The organism is Acetatifactor muris (assembly GCF_024623325.1).
GTDB lineage: Bacteria > Bacillota > Clostridia > Lachnospirales > Lachnospiraceae > Acetatifactor > Acetatifactor muris.
In genome coordinates, this window is record NZ_JANJZD010000004.1 from 214,105 (window position 1) to 240,848 (window position 26,744).

General features: G+C 45.6%; 22 protein-coding genes. 18 read left to right on the forward strand and 4 right to left on the reverse strand.

Annotated elements, in window-relative coordinates; all coding sequences use genetic code 11:
* Positions 1 to 105 precede the first annotated feature (105 nt).
* Together NSB25_RS05510 and NSB25_RS05515 are read left to right on the forward strand one after the other, a co-directional pair.
* Positions 106 to 2,649 carry a DUF4125 family protein gene (locus NSB25_RS05510; protein ID WP_146039981.1) on the forward strand — a complete coding sequence of 848 codons (2,544 nt, stop codon included), beginning with the start codon at positions 106 to 108 and terminating at the stop codon, positions 2,647 to 2,649.
* A 198-nt stretch (positions 2,650 to 2,847) separates the two neighbouring features.
* Entirely contained in the window at positions 2,848 to 3,105 is a 258-nt protein-coding gene (locus tag NSB25_RS05515) for a hypothetical protein (protein WP_103238423.1), read from the forward strand.
* A 3-nt stretch (positions 3,106 to 3,108) separates the two neighbouring features.
* Here the strand turns inward: NSB25_RS05515 and ymfI are convergent, their stop codons facing one another.
* A complete protein-coding gene (gene ymfI, locus NSB25_RS05520; RefSeq protein ID WP_103238424.1) occupies positions 3,109 to 3,840 on the reverse strand; it encodes an elongation factor P 5-aminopentanone reductase in 732 nt (243 codons plus the stop codon).
* 123 nt (positions 3,841 to 3,963) lie between these two features.
* Here ymfI and NSB25_RS05525 point away from each other — a divergent pair, with 123 nt between their 5' ends.
* From NSB25_RS05525 to NSB25_RS05595, 15 genes are all read left to right on the forward strand, one after another.
* Complete coding sequence (locus tag NSB25_RS05525; RefSeq protein ID WP_172454960.1) at positions 3,964 to 4,872, forward strand: NAD(P)/FAD-dependent oxidoreductase; 909 nt, start codon at positions 3,964 to 3,966, stop codon at positions 4,870 to 4,872.
* Between the two features lie 275 nt (positions 4,873 to 5,147).
* On the forward strand, positions 5,148 to 6,335 hold the full coding sequence (locus NSB25_RS05530) for a C40 family peptidase (RefSeq protein ID WP_103238425.1): 1,188 nt from the start codon (positions 5,148 to 5,150) through the stop codon (positions 6,333 to 6,335).
* 251 nt (positions 6,336 to 6,586) lie between these two features.
* Positions 6,587 to 7,198 (forward strand): response regulator transcription factor, encoded by a 612-nt coding sequence (locus NSB25_RS05535; protein WP_103238494.1) that lies wholly within the window; start codon positions 6,587 to 6,589, stop codon positions 7,196 to 7,198.
* Entirely contained in the window at positions 7,195 to 8,382 is a 1,188-nt protein-coding gene (locus NSB25_RS29385; RefSeq protein ID WP_103238426.1) for a sensor histidine kinase, read from the forward strand. Before NSB25_RS05535 ends, NSB25_RS29385 begins: the two co-directional genes overlap by 4 nt.
* A gap of 98 nt (positions 8,383 to 8,480) precedes the next feature.
* On the forward strand, positions 8,481 to 9,245 hold the full coding sequence (locus tag NSB25_RS05545; protein ID WP_103238427.1) for an ABC transporter ATP-binding protein: 765 nt from the start codon (positions 8,481 to 8,483) through the stop codon (positions 9,243 to 9,245).
* Positions 9,235 to 11,208 carry an ABC transporter permease gene (locus NSB25_RS05550; RefSeq protein ID WP_103238428.1) on the forward strand — a complete coding sequence of 658 codons (1,974 nt, stop codon included), beginning with the start codon at positions 9,235 to 9,237 and terminating at the stop codon, positions 11,206 to 11,208. The genes NSB25_RS05545 and NSB25_RS05550 overlap by 11 nt, the downstream gene beginning before the upstream one ends.
* A 110-nt stretch (positions 11,209 to 11,318) precedes the next feature.
* On the forward strand, positions 11,319 to 12,017 hold the full coding sequence (locus NSB25_RS05555; RefSeq protein ID WP_172454961.1) for an HAD family hydrolase: 699 nt from the start codon (positions 11,319 to 11,321) through the stop codon (positions 12,015 to 12,017).
* Between the two features lie 646 nt (positions 12,018 to 12,663).
* The gene (locus tag NSB25_RS05560; RefSeq protein ID WP_103238429.1) at positions 12,664 to 13,269 is read left to right on the forward strand and encodes an ABC transporter ATP-binding protein; all 606 of its coding nucleotides are present in this window, start codon (positions 12,664 to 12,666) and stop codon (positions 13,267 to 13,269) included.
* Complete coding sequence (locus NSB25_RS05565; protein WP_103238430.1) at positions 13,260 to 14,468, forward strand: ABC transporter ATP-binding protein; 1,209 nt, start codon at positions 13,260 to 13,262, stop codon at positions 14,466 to 14,468. Before NSB25_RS05560 ends, NSB25_RS05565 begins: the two co-directional genes overlap by 10 nt.
* A gap of 13 nt (positions 14,469 to 14,481) precedes the next feature.
* Entirely contained in the window at positions 14,482 to 16,257 is a 1,776-nt protein-coding gene (locus NSB25_RS05570; RefSeq protein WP_103238431.1) for an ABC transporter ATP-binding protein, read from the forward strand.
* 201 nt (positions 16,258 to 16,458) lie between these two features.
* Entirely contained in the window at positions 16,459 to 16,776 is a 318-nt protein-coding gene (locus NSB25_RS05575; protein ID WP_103238432.1) for a hypothetical protein, read from the forward strand.
* A 21-nt stretch (positions 16,777 to 16,797) separates the two neighbouring features.
* Entirely contained in the window at positions 16,798 to 17,976 is a 1,179-nt protein-coding gene (locus NSB25_RS05580; protein WP_103238433.1) for an ATP-binding cassette domain-containing protein, read from the forward strand.
* Positions 17,977 to 18,369: 393 nt separating this feature from the next.
* Positions 18,370 to 19,623: an ATP-binding cassette domain-containing protein gene (locus NSB25_RS05585; RefSeq protein WP_172454962.1), complete on the forward strand. Its 1,254-nt coding sequence runs from the start codon at positions 18,370 to 18,372 to the stop codon at positions 19,621 to 19,623.
* A gap of 21 nt (positions 19,624 to 19,644) precedes the next feature.
* Positions 19,645 to 21,234, forward strand: a complete 1,590-nt coding sequence (locus NSB25_RS05590; RefSeq protein ID WP_103238435.1) for an ATP-binding cassette domain-containing protein — start codon at positions 19,645 to 19,647, stop codon at positions 21,232 to 21,234.
* A 477-nt stretch (positions 21,235 to 21,711) separates the two neighbouring features.
* Positions 21,712 to 22,029, forward strand: a complete 318-nt coding sequence (locus tag NSB25_RS05595; RefSeq protein WP_207656135.1) for a serine hydrolase domain-containing protein — start codon at positions 21,712 to 21,714, stop codon at positions 22,027 to 22,029.
* A 101-nt stretch (positions 22,030 to 22,130) separates the two neighbouring features.
* On the opposite strand, the gene NSB25_RS05600 is transcribed toward NSB25_RS05595, so the two are convergent.
* From NSB25_RS05600 to NSB25_RS05610, 3 genes are all read right to left on the reverse strand, one after another.
* Entirely contained in the window at positions 22,131 to 24,125 is a 1,995-nt protein-coding gene (locus tag NSB25_RS05600) for a class I tRNA ligase family protein (protein WP_103238496.1), read from the reverse strand.
* A 509-nt stretch (positions 24,126 to 24,634) separates the two neighbouring features.
* On the reverse strand, positions 24,635 to 24,934 hold the full coding sequence (locus NSB25_RS05605) for a YciI family protein (protein WP_103238436.1): 300 nt from the start codon (positions 24,932 to 24,934) through the stop codon (positions 24,635 to 24,637).
* A 69-nt stretch (positions 24,935 to 25,003) separates the two neighbouring features.
* Positions 25,004 to 25,687 (reverse strand): hypothetical protein, encoded by a 684-nt coding sequence (locus NSB25_RS05610; RefSeq protein ID WP_103238437.1) that lies wholly within the window; start codon positions 25,685 to 25,687, stop codon positions 25,004 to 25,006.
* A 208-nt stretch (positions 25,688 to 25,895) separates the two neighbouring features.
* Between NSB25_RS05610 and NSB25_RS29165 the strand changes: the two genes are divergently transcribed.
* Entirely contained in the window at positions 25,896 to 26,723 is an 828-nt protein-coding gene (locus NSB25_RS29165; protein WP_146039982.1) for a collagen-like protein, read from the forward strand.
* Positions 26,724 to 26,744 lie beyond the last annotated feature (21 nt).

Genomic DNA, 26,744 nt, shown 5'->3' on the forward strand with positions numbered 1-26,744 from the left:
GGAGAACCGGGTTCCGCGGGGCTTTTGCAGCTTTTGGAAGCGCTGCAGAAAATCCTTTCCAATTCCCCGATAATTATATATAATATAAGTCGGAGAACTGGATTCGTGAAGGAGAGCAGAACATTGGATATCAATGAGATTTTAAGACAGGTGGACAGATATTTTGAGGAGAATAAGGGAGAGGAAGCGGAGACGCTGATGTGCAGATCCCTGGAGCAGGCTGCGGAGGAAGGAGACGAGGCCGTCCAGTTGCAGCTGCTGAATGAGCTGCTGGGGTATTACCGGGAGGTCAGCCGGAAGGAAGAGCTGGAACGGACGGCGGAGCGGGCCATAGCACTGGCAAAGCGTATGGGCCTGGAGGATACGATTCCCTATGCCACCACGCTGCTGAATGTTGCCACAGGATATCGGTCCTGCGGGAAACTGCAGGAGTCCATGGGGTATTATCTTCAGGTGCAGGAGTTATATGACAGACTGCTGAAGCCGGATGATATGTTCATGGCAGGATTGAAAAATAACATGAGTCTTCTGTATCAGGAGATGGGGGATTTTCGGGCGGCAAAGGAGAGGCAGCTGGAGGCGCTGGCCATTGCGGAGAAGAATCATGCCGTCTATGAACTGGGCGTTACCTGTGCCAATCTGGCGGGAAGCTGTATGGGCCTGGAAGAGCGGGAAGAAGCTTATAAGTATGCTATGAGATCAGTGAAACTGTTTCAGGCGGGAAATGTGGAGGACAGCCATTATGCGGCGGCTCTGGCCACACTGGGCGCATATTTTTATGCCGGAGAGGAATATGAGAAAGCGCTGCAATATTATGGGCAGGCAATGGATATCGTGGAGAGAAATCTGGGCAGAAATGCGTATTATCACAGGCTGAAGGAGTATGTGGAAGCCTGTGAGAAGGATATGGCGGCAAGTGTACGGAAGAATGCCGGGGGGACGCAGGCAAAAGGAGAAGACAGGGGAGGGAAGGCGGCAGAAATGAGACATGCAGGGGAAGAGACTGCTGAGAAGGGAAGTGCCGGAGAGAAGTCTGAGGGCACAGGACTTAGGCTGGCCAGGGATTACTATGAGACGTTCGGAAGGCTCATGATAGAGAAGGAATTCCCAGCCTATATGGGTAAGATTGCCGTGGGACTTGCAGGAAGAGGCTCCGACTGCTTCGGATACGACGACGAGGCATCCCGGGACCATGACTGGGGACCGGATTTCTGTATGTGGGTGACGGATGAGACCTGGCAGGAAATCGGGGAGGCGCTGCAGCAGGCTTATGAGAAGCTGCCGGAAGAATTTCAGGGCTATAGGAAAGCACCCCATAAAAACGGGCGCAACAGACGGGGAGTAATCAGAATTTCCGATTTTTACCGGGGATTGGTTGGGACGGATGTGTACAGTCAGATAGACTGGCGCAGCGTTCAGGACAGTTCCCTGGCAGCGGCTGTGAACGGTGAGATTTTCCGGGATGAGGAAGGGATTTTCTCCGCTTTCCGGGAGGCGCTGCGGCAGGGATATCCGGAGGAAATCCGTTATCTGAAGCTGGCGGAGAGCGCTGCGCGGTATGCCCAGACGGCTCAGTATAACTATCCGAGAATGCATCGGCGGGGAGACCTGCTCACGGCCCGCATGATGGTGTGGGACGGTATAAAAGAGGCTATGAAACTGCAATATTATATAGAAGGGAAATACCCGCCCCATGACAAATGGCTGTTCCGGGGCCTGCAGGAATCCGCGGAAGGCAGGGCTGCTGCGGCACTGCTTGAGAAGATTGCGGGCGGCGGGAATAGCCCGGAAAGAGATGACAATCTGTGTTCCGGGACGGAGGAAAGTTCCGGGAATAACAAGGCGGAAGCGGGGAAAGGCGCATGGGCTGGTGACAGGGAAAATCCGGATGCTGTTCTCCGGCAGATAGAACAGGCAGGGGAATTCTTCGCTATGGAGATGTACAGAAGGGACCTGATCAGTGACACGGACAGCTATCTGGACGCCCACAGCGAAGAGCTGGTATATAAGGCTTCTCTGGCGGTGAAGTCTGAAAAGGAGCTGGTGAAGGACATTGCCAGACTGGAGTTCGAAGCTTTTGACAAGGTGAAAAACGAGGGAGGACGGGCAAGCTGTCAGGATGACTGGCCTACCTTTTATGTGATGCGCAGCAGTCAGTATCTCACCTGGAACAGGACTATGCTGATGCAGTATCTCTATGATTTTTATCGGGAATATCACAGGGGACATAATCTGATAGAGGAAAAATACGGAAGGATGATGGAGAGCACTGCACCGGAGGAATATGAGAAAATCAAGGCGCATTTCCCGGAACTTTCTCCGGAGAAGAAGCAGATTATCGAGCAGATTGTGGGAATGCAGGTGGGCTGGATGGAGGAATTTGCCGAAAACTATCCGGCGCTTGCCCAAAATGCAAGGAATATCCATACCACGGAAGATAATCCGCTGGATACTTCCTATGAGACTTATCTGAGAGGCGAGCTGGGAACCTATTCCGACAAAATGCTGGAGCTGTATGGCAGATATGTGGTGGATTATGCCCGCACCGGAAGAAACCTGACCTATGCCATTATGGAAAACAGTGTAAAAATGTACGGGTATGGCAGCGTAGAGGAGGCGAACAGGACCGGTGGGAGAGGGGAATCATAAACAAGGAAAGATCAGTTGACGCTGGAATTTTTTAGAAGAAATTCCAGATGATGAATATCGTAAAAGCGTCAACTGCGGATAAGTGTCATAAAAATTACACACACTGAAATCAGTCTGTAGATTCCGGTGACGATTTCTCTGACGGAGCGTTTCCGGAACGTTCAGACAGTCGAATGACAAAGGAAAGGAGTGTGTGTAATGGATTTTTATGGAATGAACGGATATTATGGCGGGCTGCCATTTACAGATCTGCCTCTGGGCCTCGGAATGGGGCTGACAGCAAACGAGGCTGCGCTCAACGGTTACGCGGGGCTGACGGAAGCCCAGAAGGAGAAAGTGATTCTGCGCTGTAAGGATGCCAGGACAAAGGGAGAAATGCAGCATATTGTGGATTCTCTCGTGCCCGGGACGGATGTGCAGGAAATTGTGGAAGAAGAGAAGGACAGCTTTTCGTGACACTCAGGTCTGCCATCCTCCATCCAGGGTGATAATCTGGCCGGTCATGTATTCGGGGGCATGGGCCACCTGGTAAATCAGCCGGGCGGCCTCGGCAGGAGTACCGGCTCTGCCTGCGGGAATTTCCTCCTGAAGTGACGCCATGTCTTCCGGAGACAGGCAGGCGTTCATGGCAGTGTCGATGAGACCGCAGGCCACGGCGTTGACCTGAATATTGCTGGGGGCCAGCTCCTTTGCCAGAGCTCTGGTGAAGGCGTTCATGCCGCCTTTGGAGGCAGAATAGGCTGTTTCCATGGAGGCGCCCCTGGCACCCCAGACAGAGGACACATTTATGATTCTGCCCCGGTGCTTTTGCAGCATAAGCGGGATGGCGGCACGGCAGGTATAGAAGCACGAATCCAGATTGACTGCCATAATCTGATGCCATTGAGCGGAGGTCATCTGGGACAGCAGACCGAAATGAGCCATGCCGGCATTGTTCACCAGTATGTCGAGGGCATGGACATGGGCAAAAAGGCGTTCCACATCGGCTTCGCAGCCCATATCTGCCTGAACGGGCAGGCAGGTGATACCGTGGGTGCGTTCCAGCTCCACTGCCAGAGTCTCCAGCTCCTTCACGGAACGGCTGCAGGTGAGAATCAGGTGATAGCCATGGGCGCTGAAAAGCTCCGCTGCGGCTTTGCCGATGCCTCTGGAGGCGCCGGTGATAAGTGCATATTTTTCAGGAACAGACATGTGCGGGAATCTCCTCTCAGGACGTTTTGGATTCAGTATATCATTGCCCGGAGAATTTTTCCACTGTTCCCTGTGATAAAATGCGGAAATCAAATAATATATGAAATGGAGACGGAGGGTAAAATGTACGATTTAATCATTATTGGTTCGGGTCCTGCGGGACTTTCAGCAGCTGTATATGCCAGGCGGGCGGGGCTGAATCTTCTGGTGCTGGAGAAGAATCCCATGAGCGGCGGTCAGGTGCTGAATACTTATGAGGTGGACAATTACCTGGGGATGCCGGGTATGGATGGATTTGACATGGGGGTGAAATTCAGAGAACATGCGGATAAGCTGGGGGTGGAATTTAAGGAGGCTCAGGTGCTGGCTCTGGAGGATAAGGGAGACCGCAGGGTGCTGCACACAGACAGCGGCGAGATGGAGAGCAGAGCTGTGATTCTGGCCACAGGTGCGGTGCATGCTCTTCTGGAGGTTCCCGGGGAGGAGAGACTGACCGGAAGGGGAGTCTCCTACTGTGCTACCTGTGACGGCGCCTTTTTCCGGGGGAAGACGGTGGCTGTCGCAGGGGGCGGCGATGTAGCTCTGGAGGATGCCATCTATCTGGCCCGGACCTGTGAGAAAGTCTTCCTGATTCACAGAAGAGACGAACTGCGGGGAGCCTTTATCCTGCAGGAGGAACTGAAAAAGCTGCCCAATGTGGAGGTTCTGTACAGCCATGTGGTGGAAGAAATCCTGGGAGAAGACAGCGTGGAGGGCATCCGGATTAAGGACAGGAAGACCGGCGAAACGGCGATTCTGTCTGTGGCAGGGATTTTCGTGGCGGTAGGAATCCGGCCCGGCACTGAGCTGGTACGGGAACTGGCCGACTGTGACGAGAACGGTTATGTGCTGGCAGGGGAGGATTGTGTCACCAGCGTCCCGGGACTGTTCGCTGCAGGGGACGTCCGGAAGAAGCCCCTTCGTCAGATTTCCACCGCCGTGTCAGACGGCGCGAACGCCGCCGTATCTGCAGGAAATTTCTGTAAACAGTAATTTGAAGTAATAATTAAAAAAAAGAAAAGATTTTTTGAAGAAAGAATTGCCTGATTTAGGCAATTCTTTTTTGAAATATGCCGGAAAGACCGAAAAACAGGCATTTCTGGAAAGCAGACATATTTTTTACATGGGTTGACAAAATTAAGAAACAGTGTTATATTTATTAACAGATTTAATAACTTTGTAATAAATTATAGATAAAGGCGTAATTTTTCCGGCAGATAAAAGTCCCGGATGTACATATTTTTCAGAGACGAAAAGAGGAGATTAAGATGATACGTAATGTGAAAAGGATGTCAGCTTATGTGTTAACCGCAGCAATTGCTTTTTCCGGAATGAGTATCACGGCCCAGGCCTCCGGCTCCATTTTGCCGGGCGGCGGTGTGAGTCTGGCCCTGTCCAATGGGAATAAGCTTGAAGATATAACCACAGATGTACCTACAATGCCCATTCAGTCCATTATGGAATGGATGCAGGAAGTGGATGAGGATGTTCCCTCGCAGCCCACGGAAGAGGATCTGTTCAAAAATCTGGTGATTGCGCAGGTGACGAATTACGTGAACGTCAGAAGTCTTCCCAGCGAAGAAGGAGAGATATTAGGTAAGCTTTACAATAATTCCGTGGGAACCTTTATTCAGGAGGAAAACGGATGGTATCAGATTACTTCGGGCAGTGTGACCGGATATGTGAAAGCGGAATACTGTGTTACCGGTGAGGCGGCTGTGGAGATTGCAAAGCGGGTTGGTAAGCGGATTGCCACAGTGACTACCGAGACTTTGTTCGTACGTGTGGAACCCAGCACGGAATGTTCCATCATGGGAATGGTTCCCGAGGCTGATGATCTCCTGGTGCTGGAGGAGACCGAAGGCTGGGTGAAGGTTGATGTAGAAGAAGGTACAGGCTGGGTATCCACGGAATATGTGTCTTTACATAGCGAGTTTGTCCAGGCTGAATCTAAGGAAGAGGAAGAGAGACGTCTGGCAAAGGAAGCTGAGGAGAGAAGAAAGGCGCAGGAAGCAGCTGCAAAGAAGGCGGCACAGAATGCGGCTTCGCAGGGTACTCAGAACAGTGTGCCCGCGCAGGAGTCCGTCTCCTACAGTGTCAGCGGCGGCAGCGAAATGGGAGCGGCAGTGGCACAGTATGGACTGCAGTTCGTGGGAAATCCTTATGTATACGGCGGTAGCAGCCTGACCAACGGCGCCGACTGTTCCGGATTTGTCATGAGTGTCTATGCGAACTTTGGTGTGAGTCTGCCCCACTCTTCTTCGGCAGATCGCTCTCAGGGATATGCGGTAGACGGTCTGGCCAATGCACAGCCCGGAGACATCGTGTGCTACTCCGGACATGTGGGCATTTATATCGGAGACGGACAGATTGTACATGCGTCCAACTCCAAGACCGGAATCATCGTTTCCAATGCAGGCTACAGAAACATTCTGGCAATCAGAAGAATCTTCTAAGTCGGAATGCACTCGGATTTCAATTTCAATGTGATATCACAGGCCGTACCCGGCGGGGTACGGCCTTTTAAAATGGCAGAAGTTTCATATTTTGCTTGCTTCCCGAGTGGAAAATGTGTAAAAATAGTAGAATAGAGGCAGCAATAAATATCATTTATACACAATTTTATACACAGTATCCACAGGAAATTGTGAGATTTGTCCACATACAGAAGAAGCGGAAGAGAAAACGCGGAGAGAGGAAGGAAGCTATGGAGAAGATATTGGTGATAGAGGATGACGAGAGCATACGCCGGGAGCTGGTGACACTGCTGGGGGCAAACGGTTATGAAACGGTGGCAGAACCGCCCTGCGATCTGGCTCTGCTGGATGTCAATCTGCCCGGTGAGAGTGGCTTCGAGCTGTGCCGTCAGCTGCGGCAGCATTCGGATGTGCCGGTGATTTTCCTGACGGGCAGAGATTCTGCGGAGGATGAGATTCTGGGATTCGGTGTGGGGGCGGACGATTATATCCGCAAGCCCTACCATTCGTCCGTGCTGCTGGCCCGCATGGCCAGACTTCTGAAGCGCAGGAGCAGTCCGGTGATGACAGCCAGGGACCTGACGCTGAATTTAACGGAAATGACGGTGAGCCGGGATGGAAAAAGTCAGGAGCTGACGAAAAACGAGACCCGGATTCTGGCCTGTCTGATGAAAAGGGGGCTCTGTACCAGGGAGGAGATTGTGGAGGATTTGTGGGAGAATAGTCTGTATATTGATGAGAACACTTTGTATGTCAATATCAATCGTCTGAGGGAAAAGCTGGGCAGGCTGGGGGCAGAGGAGTATATCCGGACAGTCCGCGGCGTGGGGTATCGCCTGTGAAGGGCGGGAAGGAGCGGGAAAAACAGAGGGTGTTGTGGGAATGCTTTCTCAGTGCGGTGCAGTCCAGGGCCGTCACGTTATGTTTTCTGGGCATAGGCGGAATTCTGGTGGCCGGGATTCTGGCCGTCGCGGGGACAGACGGAGCGCTGATGGGCATTCTGGCAGTCACCTTCCTGACAATAGTGCTGCTTTGGCTTCTGGTGAGCGGACTGCTGGAATGGAAGCGTTTTGCCGAACTGGAGCGTCTGTTGGAAGGCGTTTCGGAAAGGTATCTTCTGGGAGAAATGCTGCCAAAGCCCGTAAATCACATGGAGAGGCGCTACTTCCGGATTATGAAGGAGGTGTCCCGCTCTGCCATAGGGATTGCGGAACAGACCCGCAGAGAGAAAGAGGAATACTGTGATTATGTGGAGAGCTGGATTCATGAGATGAAGACGCCGCTGACTGCCTGTACCCTGATTCTCGACGGCGCGATTTCCGGCGGCAGCATGCTTTCCGGTGACAGAGAGAGGGAGAAGCCGACAGACACAGGATTCCCGGGCGATCCTTCCGGAGAGAAACCGGATGCCGGGGAGCGGATGTGCGAAAGGGGATCAGAATTGCGCAGACCGCGGCGGGAATTGAAACGGGCCGATAACCTGACGGAAAGCATCCTGTATTACGCCAGACTGCGCACGGCGGAAAAAGATGTGAAGATCAGAGCATTTTCCGCTGCTGAGAGCATAGGAGAGGCCGTGCGGAGCCAGATGGAACTGCTGATCGGAGCCGGTATCAGTGTGGAGACGGAAGGCGATTTCACAGTTTACTCAGATGAGAAATCTCTCTGCTTTATACTGAAACAGCTTCTGGTCAACTGTGCGAAATATTGTCCGGGCTGTCATATCAGGATTCGGGCAGAGGAAGGCGTGATTTCCGTATGGGACAATGGTCCCGGCATTCCGGCTCACGAGCTTCACAGAGTGACAGAGCGGGGATTTACCGGAAGCGTCGGAAGGGCGGCGCCGCTTTGGAGGTCGGAAGGGAAGGAAGATATCGCTGCGGATGCGGGAAATCCCGGGAGAGGAACCGGCATGGGACTGTATATCGTGAAGGAACTCTGTGACCGCCTGGGAATCACCATGGAGATTACGTCGGAGGAAGGGGCGTTTACCTGTGTTGCACTGGGGTATGACAGCCGCGCATAACCTTACAAAACCGTAAGAGAAACGAAGAATTACGTTAGAACACTCTCGTCATCTGTGTGTTAAGATAAAGGCAAATAAAAGCATGAGAGGTGACAGGGATGAATGGAATTCTGGAAATCGAAAATGTGACAAAATATTACGGCAGAGGCAGCGTGGTTACGAAGGCACTGGACGGGATTTCCTTCTGTGTAAAAAAAGGGGAATTCACCGCGATTATGGGAGCTTCCGGCTCCGGGAAAAGTACGTTGCTGAATGTGATTTCCACTATTGACAGGGTCAGCTCCGGGACCATACGTGTGGACGGCAGGGAACTGACGAAAATGAAGGAAAACGAGCTCTCCATATTCCGGCGGGACAGACTGGGATTTATCTTTCAGGAGTATAATCTGCTGGACACCCTGACCATAGGGGAGAATATTGTGCTGCCCCTGAATCTGAGGAAAATGAATTATGAGGAGAGCGATGGCAGGCTCCGAAAGGCGGCGGAGGCGCTGGATGTGGCGGCCTGGCTGGACAAATTCCCACGGGAGTTGTCCGGGGGACAGAAGCAGCGGGCTGCCTGTGCCAGGGCCATGATCACGGACCCTGCGCTGGTGCTGGCAGATGAGCCCACAGGCGCGCTGGACTCCGCGAATGCCAAAAACCTGATGAAGACCTTTCAGATGATGAACCATTCTCTGGGTTCCACGATTCTGATGGTCACTCATGACGCTTTGATGGGCTCCTATGCGGACAGGGTGCTGTTCTTAAAGGATGGCAGGATTTGGAATGAAGTCCACAGAGGCGTAAGAAGCAGACAGGATATGTACAGAGAAATCTGGTCGACCTGCGCGGCGTTGGGAGGTGAGACGGATGTATTTTAAGCTTGCATTCAGGAATGTGAAACGACAGCTGGGAAATTATCTGATTTATTTTATGACTGTCGCAATGACAGTGGCGCTGCTTTTTGCTGTAAACAATATTATCTACAGCAGGAATCTGGCGGTGTTCGTGGATCGGGGCGAGAGTGCGAAAACAATGCTGCAGATTATCGTGGTCATGATTTCCATGGTGGTGGCTTTCGTGTTAAGCTATGCCACTTCCTTCCTGCTGAAACGCAGAAAACGGGAATTCGGCACTTACCTGACGCTGGGGATGACCAGGGGGGATCTTCTGACTCTCTTCCTTGCAGAGACAATGCTGATCTGTATGATTGCCCTGGGTGCGGGACTGGCGGCGGGAAGCTTTCTCTTTCAGGGACTTATGGCGGTGATGATGAAACTGCTGGAGATGCGTTTTGCCGTGGGGGCCTATTCCGCGGAAGGATTTTCCCGGACAATTCTGCTGACAGTGGGTATCTTCCTGACGGCTTCCATTGCTTCCGCAGTGTACCTGAAGCATGTCAGTATTTTTGACCTGATTCAGGGAGAGAAAAAGGTGGAGAAAGGGGTACGGCATCCCATGGGCTGTTTCCTTCTGGCACTGGTGTCCCTGGCAGGAATGACTGGCTGTATCGCATTCTTTTTCCGGGAGGTGGACCAGATGCTTTCCGGCGGTGGGAAGCTGGAGAGCACAGGCATATTGCTGAGCGGATTTATCCTGTCCGTAATGGGTTTTCACTGGGGAACAGCGAAAAGTATGGTGGCGTTATTCCTGCGTATGCGCGGCTTTCGAAACCGCGGCGCCAATACCTTTGTGCTGAGGCAGCTGTCGGGAAGCTTAAGTGCAAATTCGATGATGCTCGGCACATTGGCGCTTCTGATGACCTTTGCGGTGGTGGGGACCAATCTTTCCTTCATTCAGAAGGCAGGCCGGGAGGAGGCGCTGCTCAGCGAATACCCTTATGACATTATATATTATTCCGGCAAATATGATCCCGGCAACAGTACCTTACCTCCGGAGGAGGCAGAATCCGTCATTGAGAAGTATGCGGGAATCCAAGAGAAAATTCCTTATCGTATCTTTGAAACGGGAAGACAGGATTTTTACAGCAGGACGAAATGGTATGAGGAGCGGATGGCACCCGGAGACAGCTTTATGATGGTGAGCGATTTCAACGCTGTCATGGCACCCCTTGGAGTGGAGGCTGTCACGCTGGAAGGACAGTACATGATCGTGGGGAATGACCCGAAGGCGGGGCAGTCAGACTGGTCGGATATGGTATATGAATGGGGAGGAAATTCCTACACATTTCACAGTTGCCGTCTGGACTATCCGAAAATAAGCTATCTGTATTTCTATGTGGTGGTACCGGACGAAGCTGTGAAGAGTATGAAATGTGTGGAACAAAATGTTGCCTATCTCACAGAGCAGAGCAGGTACGACGGGATGGCATTGGAACAGGCGCTCAGGCAGGTGATTTACGCTTCCCGGGAAGGGGAGGATTCTTCGGAAGACAAAAGGCATGCATTTGAGATCAGGGAGTATCACAGACAGGAGGAGAACAATGTATCGGCAATCCTGGTGGTGAGCGCGCTGTTCGTATCCGCGGTATTCCTGCTGCTGGTCATGGCGATTCTGGCGTTGAAGACCCTGTCCTCTCTGGGAGAGGACAGACAGCGCTATGAGATATGCTTCCGGCTGGGAATGGGGGAGAGGGAACAGTGCCGTGCATTGTTCCGGCAGACCTTCAGTTTCTTCCTGTTTCCCTTTATTCTGCCCTGTGTCATGAACATTCCGGTGGCCTGGTTCGGCAGGCATGTGATGCGGCTTGCACAGATGGAAGCTGCGGCGGAGACCGTTCCGCTGATTACCGGAATTGTGGCGTCGGGCATGGCGCTGCTGTATCTGCTGTATTATACGGCTGCATATCTGATTGCGAAGAGGACGGTGGTCAGGGGAGGATGAGGTTTCAGGAGCTTTTTGCCGATAAAGCAACCGTTTACAAAATAATCCTCCGACTGTATAATGATGCCATACAAATGTGCCGCCAGGCTGCGAAAGGAGTCCGAGTGCTTATGATACGTGCAGTTATTTTTGATGTGGACGGAACTTTATATAATGAAACGGATGTGAAAATGCTGGCAGAATTATCCATCGCAGAGTATTTGTGCAACCGTTCCGGAATAAATGTGGATTCCATATATTCTACATTCCGCAGAGTAAAAAGGCAGGTGATTCAGACGCACAGGGGGCTGCCTGAAGCAAACGACAGAAACAAATGGTACCGGGAGCTGCTGAGGGAACTGAATATCAGCGGCATAACCGACGAAGAGCTGAGCGGGCGCTACTGGCAGGTGATATATGACAACATGAAACCCTTCGAGGACTTTGTATATATTCTGCCGGAACTGGTGGAAAGGTATCAATTGTATATTCTGACCGATGAACTGCTGGATATTCATAAGCGTAAGCTGAAGTGCCTGGGACTGGACAGTATTTTTAGAAAGACTTTTTCCGCGGAGCAGGCGGGCGTCACGAAGCCGGATAAAAAGCTGTTCCGGTATGCCATAAGTGAAATCGGCGAGCCGGAGAGCAGCATCCTGATGGTGGGAGACAATCCTGTGGCGGATATCCGGGGAGGAAAACGGGCGGGAATCAGAACAGCATGGTTAAAGAGAGGAAAGTATCATTATTATCCCCAAAGCGAAGAGGAAAAGGCGGATATTGAATTTACGAGTTATGTACAGCTGGTGGGGAAGATTGAAGGGCTGTAACCGATATTTTAAGTTAATCCAATAATGTGGCCGAACTGTTGAGGGTATATTTGAGGATACAATTTCGCAGTATCAGCGAATGTCTGGTTAACTTTTCGTTTTTTCTTTCAGGGAAGCGAGTATCTGCGCATCCCTGAAATTTATGCTTTCCAGGTATTTCAACCGATGGCTCATGAGTACTTTATGATCATATAGGATGTGAAATAATCTGAAATCAATTTTAGTATTGTCCTGTCTATTCAATCGATCCATCAGGTAATCATAATATTTCAATCCGAATATGGCAGTTTTATTATAGGCTCTGCCGGGGGCGGGGCGAATGATCAACTGTATAAAATGATCGCCGAGCCAGTGTGACTTTTTACTTCAAAAAGCAGGTATGCTACTTTTATGCTATTTGGTTGTAGCATTTTGTTGCATACTCTTTTATTTTGTCATATAATGTTACTGTAAATCAAAATTCTGTCATGTTACTGCTTAAAGCAGAACAGATCATGGGCAATATCCGGAAGCTGAAAGAGAAAACCATCATGAAACTGCATTATGCTAATCGATACCAGGTGAAGTACTGTGAAAAAAGACTTAGAAAACCGCTAAAAAATAAACAGCAATTATGAGATCTTTCGTAATATTGTAAGGAGAGGACATGCAAAAGGAAAAGATAAAAATTTCATTTGCCTTCATTTTGAAAAATATTTCATATATGATTCGTTATAGCTATAGTAATTGCAGAATGCGTGTAATAGGCATTTTTATAATAGCGTTGTTTAGCGGTATCAATGCGGCGAATGTTACGTTGTTTTATAAATATGCAATAGAATCTTTTGAGCGCGAAAATCCTCTCCTTTTTCTATTAATCACAATAATGGTATATTTACTGATACATTTATTTAATGTGACAGTAAGCAATATCTTTACAAATGTAAAATTTCCAATATGGGATTTGAAAATTAAGAATGGACTTTCCAAAATACTTTATGACAAATATATTTCTATTGATCTTTCTGACATAAATAATGCAGATTTTTATAACAGGTATGTCAGGGCATTAAATGAAGCAGACCAGCGTGCTGTGCTGATTCTTAATACATTACAATATTTTCTGTCTAACCTGTTTTCAGTTTTGGGAATTGTATCAGTAGTAGCAATATTGAATCCGATCCTGATCCTTTTTTCCATTATTCCCGTGATAAGTTCTACTTTTATTAATATGAAAATAACAAAAAAAGATTTGATTATGAAATGGCTCTAACCAGGGAAAACCGAAAAGCAGATTATATAAAACGAATATTTTCTTTGCCGCAATTCAGAGAGGAAATCAGGACACATGATTACAAAGAATTGTTGTTTCATAAATATTCAAGTTCAAATGAAGAAATTATTAATACTATAAAAACGAAAATGCCTTCTATTGTAAGGATATCTGTATTTGGAGCAAATCTGTTTTCGCTGATAAATTATAGCATCCCTGCTGTGTATTTGGGATGGCAGGTATTGGACAGGATAATTGATATTGGCAATTTTACCACACTTCTTATCGGGACGGCTAATCTGAGCAGTTCACTTTTTTACATGGTAATTTTAATACCACAAATGGCGGAGCATTCTCTGTTTGTCAACAATTTAAGAGAGATATTAGAGTATAAATCTTCAATGGAATCGACAGAAGATTTAAAAATCGTACAAAAAGAAAAGAATCATTCCATTTTACTGGATAATGTGTCATTCAGATATAACAGCAGTGCGGACAACATTTTAAAGAATATATCGTTAAGAATAGACAAAGGTGAAAAAATTGCATTAGTGGGAGAAAACGGTGCAGGAAAGTCAACTTTGATAAAGCTGATTTTAAGGCTGTATGACCCACAGAGCGGCAGCATGTATTTAGACGAAGAGAATTATAAGGACCTGGATGTAAGTTCCTTAAGACAGGAAATCGCAGTTGTTTATCAGGACTTTCAGGCCTTTGCATTTTCCATTGGAGAGAATGTGCTCACAAAGGAACTGGGGGGAAGGGAAGATGAGGACAAGGTATGGGAAGCCTTGAAGAAAAGCGGACTTTCTACTAAAATTGAAAATCTTCCAGATAAATTAAATACACCATTGACAGATGAGTTTGAAGAAAATGGAATTAGTTTTTCGGGGGGTGAGAACCAGAAACTGGCTATTGCAAGAGCAATGTGCAAGGACGCAGGTGTGATTATAATGGATGAACCATCCAGCAGTTTAGACCCTTTGTCGGAGTATGATATGTATTTACAAATGCTTAATATGTGCAGAGACAAGACATTGATTTTGATTTCGCATCGATTATATTCCACGAAAATGGTGGATAAAATTTATTATATGGAAAGCGGTTCCATATTGGAATGTGGAAGTCATGAGGAATTGATGAAACAAAATGGAAAGTATGCGAGAATGTATCATATTCAGGCTGAACAATATAGATAGGGTGGTGAGATGAATGCGAGTTATTAAAAACAACTTATATATACTCAGAATGGTTTATGCCGCCGATAAAAGAAGAATAATATTTATGATTTTTCTTTCGTTGATTTCAACTTCAAAAAATATTATCAACGTTTTATTAATTAAACTGATACTGGACTGTATCATTCGATACCAATCATTTTCGCTTCTGGCATTGTTTGTCCTTGCGGAAAGAATTATTTCAACTATATTGAGTTATTGCGAGTGCTTGCTGCAATGGGAAAAATGTCCTGTATGCGACAGTATTATTAAAGAGTACATGTTAAAAAGAATATATACAAAATCCTTAAAAATTCAAGTATCGGCTTTGGATTATCCAGAGTTCTACGATAAGTTTACCAGGGCAATTGATGAAGCCGAACGAAGAGCACCTGCGATAATTGCTACAATTGAAAACTTTATGACATCAGTACTCACAATATTTTCAATTTCAACTATAATAATACTTTTAGACTGGAAACTAATATTTTTATCTCTTATTTCGGCTATAATCAGTGTTTTGATCAATATTTTTACAATAAAACTTGATTATAAGAAAAGTAACGCTCTGACCAGACCTAAACGTAAAATTGAGTATGTACGGAGATTATTTTATTTGCCTCAATATATTGAAGAAATGAAAACGAACAATTATAATAAACTACTATTCACAAAGATTGAAAACGGTGCCGAAGAATATAATACCCAGATCAAAAGATATCAGCCTGAGATTGCTTTCTTTGATATTATCAGAAGTTGGCAGACTTTTGTAATAAATTTTGGGATAGCATCTGTGCTGGTTGGTGAAAAAATAGTCAGAGGGGTTATTGATGCGGCTTCCTTCACCAGCCTGATTTATGCGTCTGCTACATTAAGTGGTTCACTGTCAGATTTATTCTCTGTTATACCACAAATGGCGGAGCATTCTCTGTTTGTCAACAATTTAAGAGAGATATTAGAGTATAAATCTTCAATGGAATCGACAGAAGATTTAAAAATCGTACAAAAAGAAAAGAACCATTCCATTTTACTGGATAATGTGTCATTCAGATATAACAGCAGTGCGGACAACATTTTAAAGAATATATCGTTAAGAATAGACAAAGGTGAAAAAATTGCATTAGTGGGAGAAAACGGTGCAGGAAAGTCAACTTTGATAAAGCTGATTTTAAGGCTGTATGACCCACAGAGCGGCAGCATGTATTTAGACGAAGAGAATTATAAGGACCTGGATGTAAGTTCCTTAAGACAGGAAATCGCAGTTGTTTATCAGGACTTTCAGGCCTTTGCATTTTCCATTGGAGAGAATGTGCTCACAAAGGAACTGGGGGGAAGGGAAGATGAGGACAAGGTATGGGAAGCCTTGAAGAAAAGCGGACTTTCTACTAAAATTGAAAATCTTCCAGATAAATTAAATACACCATTGACAGATGAGTTTGAAGAAAATGGAATTAGTTTTTCGGGGGGTGAGAACCAGAAACTGGCTATTGCAAGAGCAATGTGCAAGGACGCAGGTGTGATTATAATGGATGAACCATCCAGCAGTTTAGACCCTTTGTCGGAGTATGATATGTATTTACAAATGCTTAATATGTGCAGAGACAAGACATTGATTTTGATTTCGCATCGATTATATTCCACGAAAATGGTGGATAAAATTTATTATATGGAAAGCGGTTCCATATTGGAATGTGGAAGTCATGAGGAATTGATGAAACAAAATGGAAAGTATGCGAGAATGTATCATATTCAGGCTGAACAATATGGATGAGGTTGGTTTATTTCTTCAGGAGGGAGAACACCATGATTAATAATCGTGAGTATATAAAATCAATGAAAACGAATTCCAAACTGCCGTTTCCCTATTTGGTTCAGCTGGAGATAACAAATGACTGCCCTTTTAATTGTCCACAATGTTATAAAGAAGTGACGCCATTTTAATTCCTCAGGAAGAGAGAGGACTCAATAACCAATGAAAAGTGTCATAAAATCTTTTTGTATTCTTATGAATAAGTGCCTGCTGAACAGAAAAATGCTGCTGACAGGCCTGTGCGTTGCCAACATTGCCAGCATTGCGCAATCGTACACTCTTGTGCTGCTGCCAAAAGTAATAGCAGGTAATCTGGAAGAGCTGGACAGACTGGTTCAGTGGCTGCTGATATTTTCAGGCCTGCTGATCTGCTTTTATGTTGTGCGCAGTATTTGTACTAATATTGTGGACTTTCAGTTTTCCCGGCTGCGCTTTGCCATGTTCAGGGAAGTGAATAATAAGAAAATGGAAATCCCATAACAGGCAGCTGCAGTATTTTTTATGGAGTTATTGGGGGATGAAAAGTATGCCAAAGAAATCCATCTGTATGATATAAAAGGGCTAATCAGCAGCAAGGAAGAGAGGTGTCATCAGCAGGTAATTGAATTTTTGAAAAAAATCGCACAGAATACTGCAAAATTTTCCATGATAAGTGAAATACTGCAGGGTGTACTCAATGGAGCAATCTATTTATGTGTTACCATAAAGTGTGTAATGGATCATCTGGGAATCGGCAGCATTTTAAAATATATTGGGATTGTATACCAGTTTTCTGATTCTCTGTCTCTTCTGTTGAACTGTAAATTAGATTTGAAATTTAAAGCAGGTTTTCTGGAAAATTTTTTGAACTTTACGAATCAGTTTGCAGACGGAATGTATCAGGAACCGCTGTTAAAGGGATGTCAGGATAAAAATGCTTCCATTTGTCTGGAAAATGTGTCCTATTACTTTCCGGCTTCCGACGGAAATGGATTCTCATTAAAGAATATAAGCTTCGAAGTAGAGGCAGGGGCAAAAGTTGCAATTGTGGGAGAAAATGGAAGCGGTAAGACTACTTTAATAAAAGTACTGACAGGTCTGTATCCTGCTTCCGCAGGCAAAATCTACAGGAATGGGGAGGAAGTTCATGCGACAGATTCCGCTGGAAACAGCCGGACATTTTCCGCTATTTTCCAGGATTACAATGTATTTCCAATTTCTTTACTGCATAATATTACTTTTGCGTGGGAGGCGGAGAAGGAGTCCCTTGCGAAAGCAAATTCCTGTATCAGGCAGATTGGCCTTGAAGGAAAAGTGGCCTGTATGGAAAATGGCATAAACACGATACTGAAATGGAACTTTGAAAACGATAACACCATACAGAAGATGTCAGGTGGAGAAGAGCAGAAACTGGCTTTGGCGCGAGTTTTATATTGGGATGCTCCTGTTATTATATTGGATGAACCGAGTGCATCCATGGATCCCCGGTCCGAGGAAAAGCTGTTTCGTGAGTTCTGTCAGCTTACCGGAGAAAAGACCACAATCTTTATCTCACACCGTCTTGCCAGCTGCCGCATTTGTGACAAAGTGATTGTTATTGACAATGGAGAGCTTATCCAAATGGGGCGTCATCATGAACTGTGCCGGGTGCCGGGCAAATATAAGGAAATGTGGGATGCGCAGACGGGACAGTATCAATAGTGGAGATTGGAAATATTGTAAACTTTACGCAGGACAGTGTGGACGCAGACGATGTAGGCATAAATTCTGGAGTATTTGCTTAGACATCATTTATATAGGGGGAGCACAATGAAAAAATGGGTGGTGAAAAAAGGTATTTTTTTACGCATAGGATTTGGCAGTATCTTTTTACTGACCAATTTCATGTTCCTGTTTTGGGCTGATTTGGCTGGTAAGGTTATGGGAGCCCTGGAGACAGTAAGGGAAATAAAGGGGTCAGTCTTGCAGTTGGTATATTTTCTGATTCTGTCAGTCGGTGTCCATTTCTTTTTGATTTTGGCAAACAGAAAGATAATTGCTGTTTTTGAAAGGGAGATGATACCCGTACAGGAAAGGTATATTCAGCAGGACTTAATGAAATCAGGTAAAAGTAAAAAATACAGCGAGCTTGAATTGATCAACCGCGCTTCTGATGATCTGCGGACAGTTATCACATGGTCTTATCAGACAAAAACAGAATTCATATTGTCAATTGCTTTACTTTTGGGTATTTTTGTATACTTAAGTATATTTTCTGTGTTATTGTCAGTTGTTGTCTATGCGATCATGTTCGTGAATCTGCTGATTCCTGTGCTGTATAATAAACATATGGTGGCGGATTACAGTCAGGTCATGCAGGCCAACGACAACTGGGCGAAGCGGCTACAGGAGGGCATTGAAAACTATTCCGGTATCAAAAGCCTGAACGCAGAAGATGAGTATAAAAAAATATATGAAAAGGAAATCCTGACTTTTGTGGACGCGGTGAAAATTGCAAACAGGACTGCTCATACGGAGATGGGACTGAAAAGCGGTATGAATCAGTTCTCAAATTATGCCGGATACATAGCTGCCGGACTTTTTGCAGTGTCAGGACAGATAGGCCTGGCTACGGTAGCCAGAACCATATTGTTAATCCCTCTCATACAAAAAATTCTGTCTCTGGTTCTGGAGAAGTATGGGCATCGGAGAAATGTCATTGTTTCAAGACAAAGATTAATGGAATTCACAGGAAAAGGGGTGTATGGTGAAAAAGAGCCGGATTCCTGTGATATTCAAATCAGACATCTGAATTTTGAGTATGAGGATCAAAAGTTATTTCATGATTTAAATTATGAAATGAAGACAGGACAGAAAGTGCTTATAAAAGGGGAAAATGGAGCCGGAAAAAGCACTTTGATCAAGCTGCTTACCGGATTTTATGAAATGCAGGAAGGGGAAATCAGGATTGGCGGCATCTGTAATCAGGATATTCGGGAAGAATGGATTGTTTCCAATATTTTTTACCTTCCGCAGAATAACCTGTTCCTTCCGGGAACGGTAGAAGAAAATCTGAGGCTCAGAGGAATCCAAACTGCTTTGGGTGGAGATGCATATCTGCGAAAAAATATTATGGAATTATCGGAGGGCCAGAGGAAAAGAGTTATATTGGAGGAATTATATAGAACAGATAAAAAAATACTGCTTTTAGATGAACCGGAGAATCACCTGGACGGGGATGTGATGAATGAATTGATAACTTTTTTGAAAAATGACAAAAGGACCATTATTATTGTCAGCCATGTGGGAGTATTTGATTCCATTGCAGATAAAATCTGGAGATTGGAAAAGTGTAATGACGCTATCTGAACCGAAAGAGAGGGAGGCCCTATGATAAATAAGTGGAAATGGATTGGCAGGCTGAAGAAAGCTATCATATTCCGGGTTACAAATTACATTTTAGTTGGTCTAATGGGCATGTTTATAGCCTTTTTCTTTTCAGATCTGACTGATAAATTTTTAAATGGGAATTATCAGCATATTGAACTGATATTTTTTCAAATTGTTGCTGTCCTGCTGATTACCTGTTTTGTGATTCCTGTTTTGCAGTATAAGGAAGCAAACCTGATGGAAAAGCAGGGCGGTGAGGCAGATGTAGCCTTTTTTAGAGAATTTCTGGACCAGAAGAACTATTCCATATCAGAAAAGGATTATGGAATGTATATGAACATATTATGGGGAGATTTTCCAACCTATAGAATGAACCTCATTTTTATTGTGTCCTATTTTACGGCAGGGACCATAACTGTTCTGGCTTCTGTCGGAATCATTGCCTGTTACCATATCGGATTTGCTCTCATGGCCATCGTAATCAGTATTACAGTCCTGCTTTTACCCCTGCTATTTCAGAAGAAACTGGAAAGAAGGAACGACGAAAAGTTAAGTCAGAAGGATGTCGTTGTAGAAAATATGAAGAATATTTTTGCCAATGTGGAGTATATCCGTTTGGAGAAGCAAAAATCTATGGTGAGAAGTATACTAAGGCCGGTACAGGACAGATATGCCGGTGCCATCATTTCTTATGAAAAACTGAAATCCGTATTAACTTATCTGGTAAATGCAGTGTTATTATGTATTGAGATATTGGTCTATGGGGCCGGATGTTATATGATTTCTCTGGGAAACATTAACATTGCGGTATTTGTAAAGGTTGTGCTGATGATATCAGTAACCAAAAACGGTGTGAGCTGGCTCATGGAAGGGGTCCAGTCTATTCATGACATTAAAAACAGCCAAAAGAGAATTGAAACTGTTTTATTGAAAAATGAGGAAGCAAAGGGAGAAGCATTAAGCAGCCTGCATAAGATTATCTTGAAAAATGTATGTTTTGAGTATGAGGGAAGCAATACCCGAATTGAATACCCTGATCTCGTACTGGAAGAAAAAAATGTTTATCATCTTGTGGGAATAAACGGTGCGGGCAAATCAACCCTGTTGAAAATCCTTGCGAAATATTATTACAACTATGAGGGCAGTATTTTGGTTAACGGGGAGCAGAAGCTTAAGGATATCGATGAAAGAAGCTGGTATGGTTTCCTTGCCTTTATCCCTCAGAAACCATTGCTGTTTCATATGAGCGTCAGGGATAATATCCTGTTGGGAAACAGAGAGGCGGACCGGGATTTATATGAAAAATTATTGGATGATTTCAGGATAAAGGAGCTCGAGGATAAAACAGTTGGTTTTGGAGGAGAGGGAATATCCGGAGGAGAGGCGCAAAGTATTTCACTTGTAAGAGCATTATTAAGAAAGCCTCAAATGATTCTGGCGGATGAACCCTATAATACATTAGATGTCAGTCGTAAAGAGATGCTGAATAAATACATAGATATGATGGATTCCACTACATTTATCATTGTTTCGCATCAGGTGTTTCTGACGGAAAGGGAGATTCATACTGTGGAGGTTTGTGTGGAATGATGAGAAAGGATGCAGATCTGAATACTACAATAACTAATGTAAAAGATGTCTTAATAAGGTTGGAATAGAAACTTATATTGCGTCAGTTAATGCTTATAATAGTTTACGGTTTTCAGTTAGATTAGAAATAAAAGATATGTTTGGCTGGTTTGTAATACATCTCTGAACGATCGAGCCAATTATTAATACTGTAATACTTTCCAATCGACTCCTGGTCATCAGGTAATCCATCGGTTTAGTGTGGATTATGGTTTTTGTGTACTTACAGAAAGTATTGACGACCTTCATCAACAAGTTGGAACTTATGTAATCCTCCACAGTCGGTTCAACCATTATCATCATAAATTGTTGGGGAGAAAACTATATGTGATACAGAGGAAAGAAGTGGCAAAAGGGCTGTACGGACAGACGCGTCATGTGGTATGATGGATCTACGAAGTGTCTCTGCGGTGAAGCCAAAAAGGAGGATAATACTATATGTTAAGTCCCAAAGAAGTAGTAAATAAATGGGTAGATGCTTTTAATGCCGGTGAAATCTCAAGAGAGTCTGTTGCAGAAATGCTCAGCAGACAGAGCGGAGACGGAACTGACGCAGAAGAAGGGTATTATGGCTATGGAATGTGGATTATGGATAATCCACATGGCAGGGATTTTGCGTATTTTCAGGGCTGTGATCCGGGAGTAAGCTTCATTTCCGAATACAATCCGAATAATGGGATCATTTCTGTTCTGGTGAGCAACTATGGAGATAATGTCTGGAGGGAGATGAGAAAAATAAGGGAAGTCCTTTACTGAATCTGAAACCCAGACAATCCAGTAACTGCCGGCCTTTCGAGGGCCGGCAGTTTTGAAGGAAGCTGTACATTAATTGCCTGGTGCTGCACCCCCTTTATTGCTTACAGTTCCATCAGCTGACTGTCGTGCTTTTTAAAGAAATCCACTCTCGGTTCCAGATACTTCAATTGATGATTTTCCAGGTCTGCAATATAAAAAGAAACCGGTTCCAATATAGCATTCCAATCCCACAGTTCTTCTCCCAAATTCAGATATTCCCTGAACATTTCGCATCCTTCCGGCGCAATGGGATGAATCAGTATTGCCATAACCTTACAGGCGTAAAGACAATCAATAATGAGCTGTTTTCTGAATTCCCCATCATTTGTGGCATCCGCAATCTTTACATTGTTTACCCAATGCCTGTTTACTCCCCGGATAAAGTCATCCAGGACATAGGAGATCCGATGAAACTCATGGTTATACATATAACGCTCATAGTCAAGAACAGCTTTCTCTGTCATAAGCCTTATCTGTTCACTTACATCTCCTCTGGGAATTCTTCCCTCACAATTATTCTGAATCCCATAGAAGCAGGTCCGAATCAGCCGATTAAACACATTGGTGATCAAATTACCGTCTTTCAGAACCATATCCACGCCGTTTTTCTCTTCCTCATTCATAAATACCTGAGGTTTAAAACCTGCGCTTTTGGATGACAGACCCAGACTCATAAAATGCATTCGCAGCTGGTCTTTTGTGTAATAATCAAGCAGTTCATCTGCCATGGGAGGCTTACATTCGGAGCTGCTGCTGGCTTTTGTATCCATATACAGTAAATGTCTGTTGGCTATGATATGGGACAAGTGCACTGTCTCCATATCCGGCACTTCCCCTTTGGGAACCTGCAATCCTGTAAATAAGCCTGTCTGAGCGATGGCATAGAAATAAATGTTATCTTCTCCGATAAACTGGTACACTTTTGCTTCCTCATCATACCACCACCGGGATAGGTCCGCTTCTTTTCCCTGCGCTTTCAAACAGGCTAAAGTAAAGGAAATGGGCGCCCACAGCGATTCCGGCCATACCCAGAAGGTGAGGTCCTTCAATCCTTCACACTCCGGGAACGGCACACCCCATTCCACATTGCCGGACAGCCGGAAGGGAACCAGTGTCTTTCCGGAAGTATAATGAATGCCTTCTGCGTCCAATACATTTTTAGCCTGGTCACGGTCATCCAGATTTTCGAATGCAAAAACGACAGAGGGTTTCTTTTCCTCATCGGTCAATTTATGCGGAGGTAGCTTTGCGGCCAGTTCCGCCAGGTCCACTATATACTTTCTCGGTACATATAGGAAAGGCTTTTTCAAAAATTCTTCTACGGTTTCCAACTGATACTTACGTGTATTCGTATTTTTCCGCAGGAAATCATTATATTTCTTTACCGTGTCAATACAATATTCCAGATCAAAATACCAGTTTTCCACGTCTTTCAGGACAGGTTTTTTACCGGATAAGCTGCTGACGGGACCTATCAGTTCCGAGGGCAGAAACTGATGTCCTGCCGAACACTCGTCGGCATACGCCTTTTCCGAGGTGCATCCCGGTATGGGACATTTCCCCGTTACCTGCCTTCCGTTTAAAAACACCTTTTTCTCTTCATCATAAAACTGAGGCATGGTCATTTTTCTGATATATCCGTTTTTGTATAAAGTGCGAAACACTTCCGCCGATACCTGCCTGTGAATAGAACCGGCTTCTCCCAGAGCCGATGCTCCAAAGAAATCCAAACTGATGCCATAGTTTTCCAGGGTTTTCTTCTGATCCTCATGGTTGCCGCGCACATAATCTTCCAAAGTACCTTCATACCCGGCTTCCTGCAGCCTGCGGTAGCTTTCCATGATCGGAGAGCCATAACAATCCGTTCCCGAAAGAAAGATCACATTGTCTTTCCCGATTCGGTCTCTTAAAAACCGCGCAAAAATATCCGCATGGATGAACATGCCGCCTACATGTCCGAAATGCAGATTTTTATTTCCATAAGGCATACCTGCCGTAATCACTGCCCTTCTGGGAAATGTGGGGCGTTCTTTTGATGTTAACTTCTTACATATCATATTATTCTGTTCCTTTCCGTTTTTTGTTTTCGATTGCCTGCTTCCCACTTTGCCGGGGAAGCTCTGACTGTTCCGGCATAGCATATCTCCTTTCCGAATCTCTGAACAAATGAACCTGTAAAGCGAGTAGGGGAACGGTCTTCTTCCCTGCTCGCCGCGCGGCCCCTGCGCCGCCTGGACGGCATATTTTCCCTGCATGGCCTGCGCATATAAAAAACGGCCGAAAACTCGTTTCGAGCTTTCGACCGTTCGGTTCAGATTAACCAGGATAAGACACTTGTCATGAACACAGCCCAAAAAGCCCGTTGTCAGTTTTGACAATAAGCTGCTGTTGCTGGTTTCTTTTGTTCATGGTTGAAATAATTGAAAATTTTATCATGGGCTTATCCTTCCCTTATTTTGTGTAATTTTAACAGTATACATTTTACCTGTCAATAAGAATATTGCGCATTTTCAGGGCTGTGACCCGGGAGTAAGCTTCATTTCCGCATATAATCCGAATAATGGGGTTACAGCAGGTAGTTGTTCTCTCTGTCTGCAATCTGCAGGGTGACTAATTTATAGGTTGCATATCCTCCAACAACCAAAGGCTCCATCCTGCAGATTTCTTCTGCTTCTTCACGGCTGTCTGTCTTCAGGATATACATGCCGGCCATTCCCGGATAGCCTTTAAACACGCCGCAGATTTCCAGCTTTCCCGCATCATCCAGCTTTCGGATGTTCTCAACATGCTCTGTAACTGCCTTTTTCGTCAGTTTATTATAGGTCTTGCTCTTTTCAATCATCATCATGTACATCAGTTTATCCATATGATATACTCCTTTGGCTTTTGGTTTCAGTGTATATTGTAAACTGAAATAATCAGCATTTCCCCCGAATCAGGGCGTTTCCGGCAGTTGGCGGAGTGTGTCGGAAATTCCGAATGTTTTTAACAGATTCTGCAGGGTTTCCAGAGATCCCTGGTCTATATCCTCCCACAGAAGAAAGGTTCCCTGGGCTGTCACTGCGTGATCTTCTCCCACTGTGAAAACCACTGCTATGGGATAACCGTTTTGGAAAGTGTATAAATAGATGGTATTTTCGGTCAATTCATTGCTGACAAAGACTTTCCCGGCAGTATAGAGAGAAGTGCCTGCCAGTGCGGAGACACCTTTCATGGAATTAAGCTGGTTGACCAGGACCGAAGCGCTTTTATTGTCAAGCTGTGTGTTCAGGGCTTCTGAAAAATTATAGGACTCCTCTGATTCGCCCACAAGGGTCAGAATGCTTTGAAAAGATGGGAGGGACATTTCATAGACTGCCGCAGGGGCGGCATAGTCTCCGGTTGCCAGCTGGACGCGGATTTCTTCCAGCGTGCTGTTGTCACCGCCGGTAAGCTTTCCATAATCGGCGTTTTTGACCATTTCTTCCATAATCTTAACGATATCCATGCCGTGCTCCCGCAGGGATTTTCCGTCGATTTTCTGTGTCCCGCATCCACTGAGTGTGAGCAGTAGTATCAGGGTCGTTGCTATGGCTGAAATACACTTTCTTTTTCTCTTGATAAAATAGTTTACAGACATATGATATCCCTTTCCACAGTTTTTTCTTAAAGAGAGCAGGATATGCTTCCCGGCGCCTGTGCAGGCAGCTCCCATCTGGAAATAATTTTATCATTCCAGCTGTATTTTTTCCAGCTTTTTTTAAAAAACAAATTTATTCTCCATGCATATAATGTAGCATATCACATGCATTATGGTTTCATATCAAATATAAATGAGGTGCTTTCAAGTGTATGACTATGATAAGAATTGGAAGTTCAATCCGCCGAATCTGTTTGGGAAGAGAGTCCCTGACCGAAATCAGGGCACAGGTCAGTTGACCCCGGATGCCGGCTGTGGGATAGAAGGCGACATGTCAGATGGCTTTCGGCATTCAGGGGCTGCGGAAACGGAAGGGTACGATCCTTCCTGCTGCTGCGGATCTGGTACTATGGAATCAGGGAAAATGCCGGGGATGCCCGGCATTTGTTATGAACGGGGGGAGACGGGGCCCATGGGCCCCAGGGGAGAGCCGGGCCCACCGGGCTGTCCCGGTGAACGGGGGGAAATCGGCCCTCAGGGAGTCACCGGTCCCCAGGGTCCTCAGGGAGCTACTGGCCCTCAGGGGCCCAGAGGAGAGCCGGGCGCCCGGGGTCCGGCAGGACCTCCCGGCTATCCCCAGAGCAGCATATTCGCCACGTTCACGGGCCGGGAGATGATTCTGCCGGAGTGCGCCAGCCTTCCGCTTAAGACGGAGATACCCGATACGACAGGAAACATCTCTCTCTGCAATGGCTGTTCCCTGGAGCTGGCGGCCGGTTACTATGTCATTAATTATTATATATCTGTCATGATGAAAAGGCATGGCACCGTCAGGCTTACGCCCGTATGCAACGAATGCAGGCAGCCCCTGTATGCCGCATGGACGAAAGCGGCAAGACAGAAGGAGGCGGTCATGCTGTCAAGATATTTTATAATCGAGATACCAATAGTATCAAGACTGTTCTTCGAATGGCGCTCATCCGCAGGCGCATCGAAAATCAACATGTATCTGAGCATAGAGAAGCTGTGCAGATGACAGGCTCGGAAAGAGAGGAGG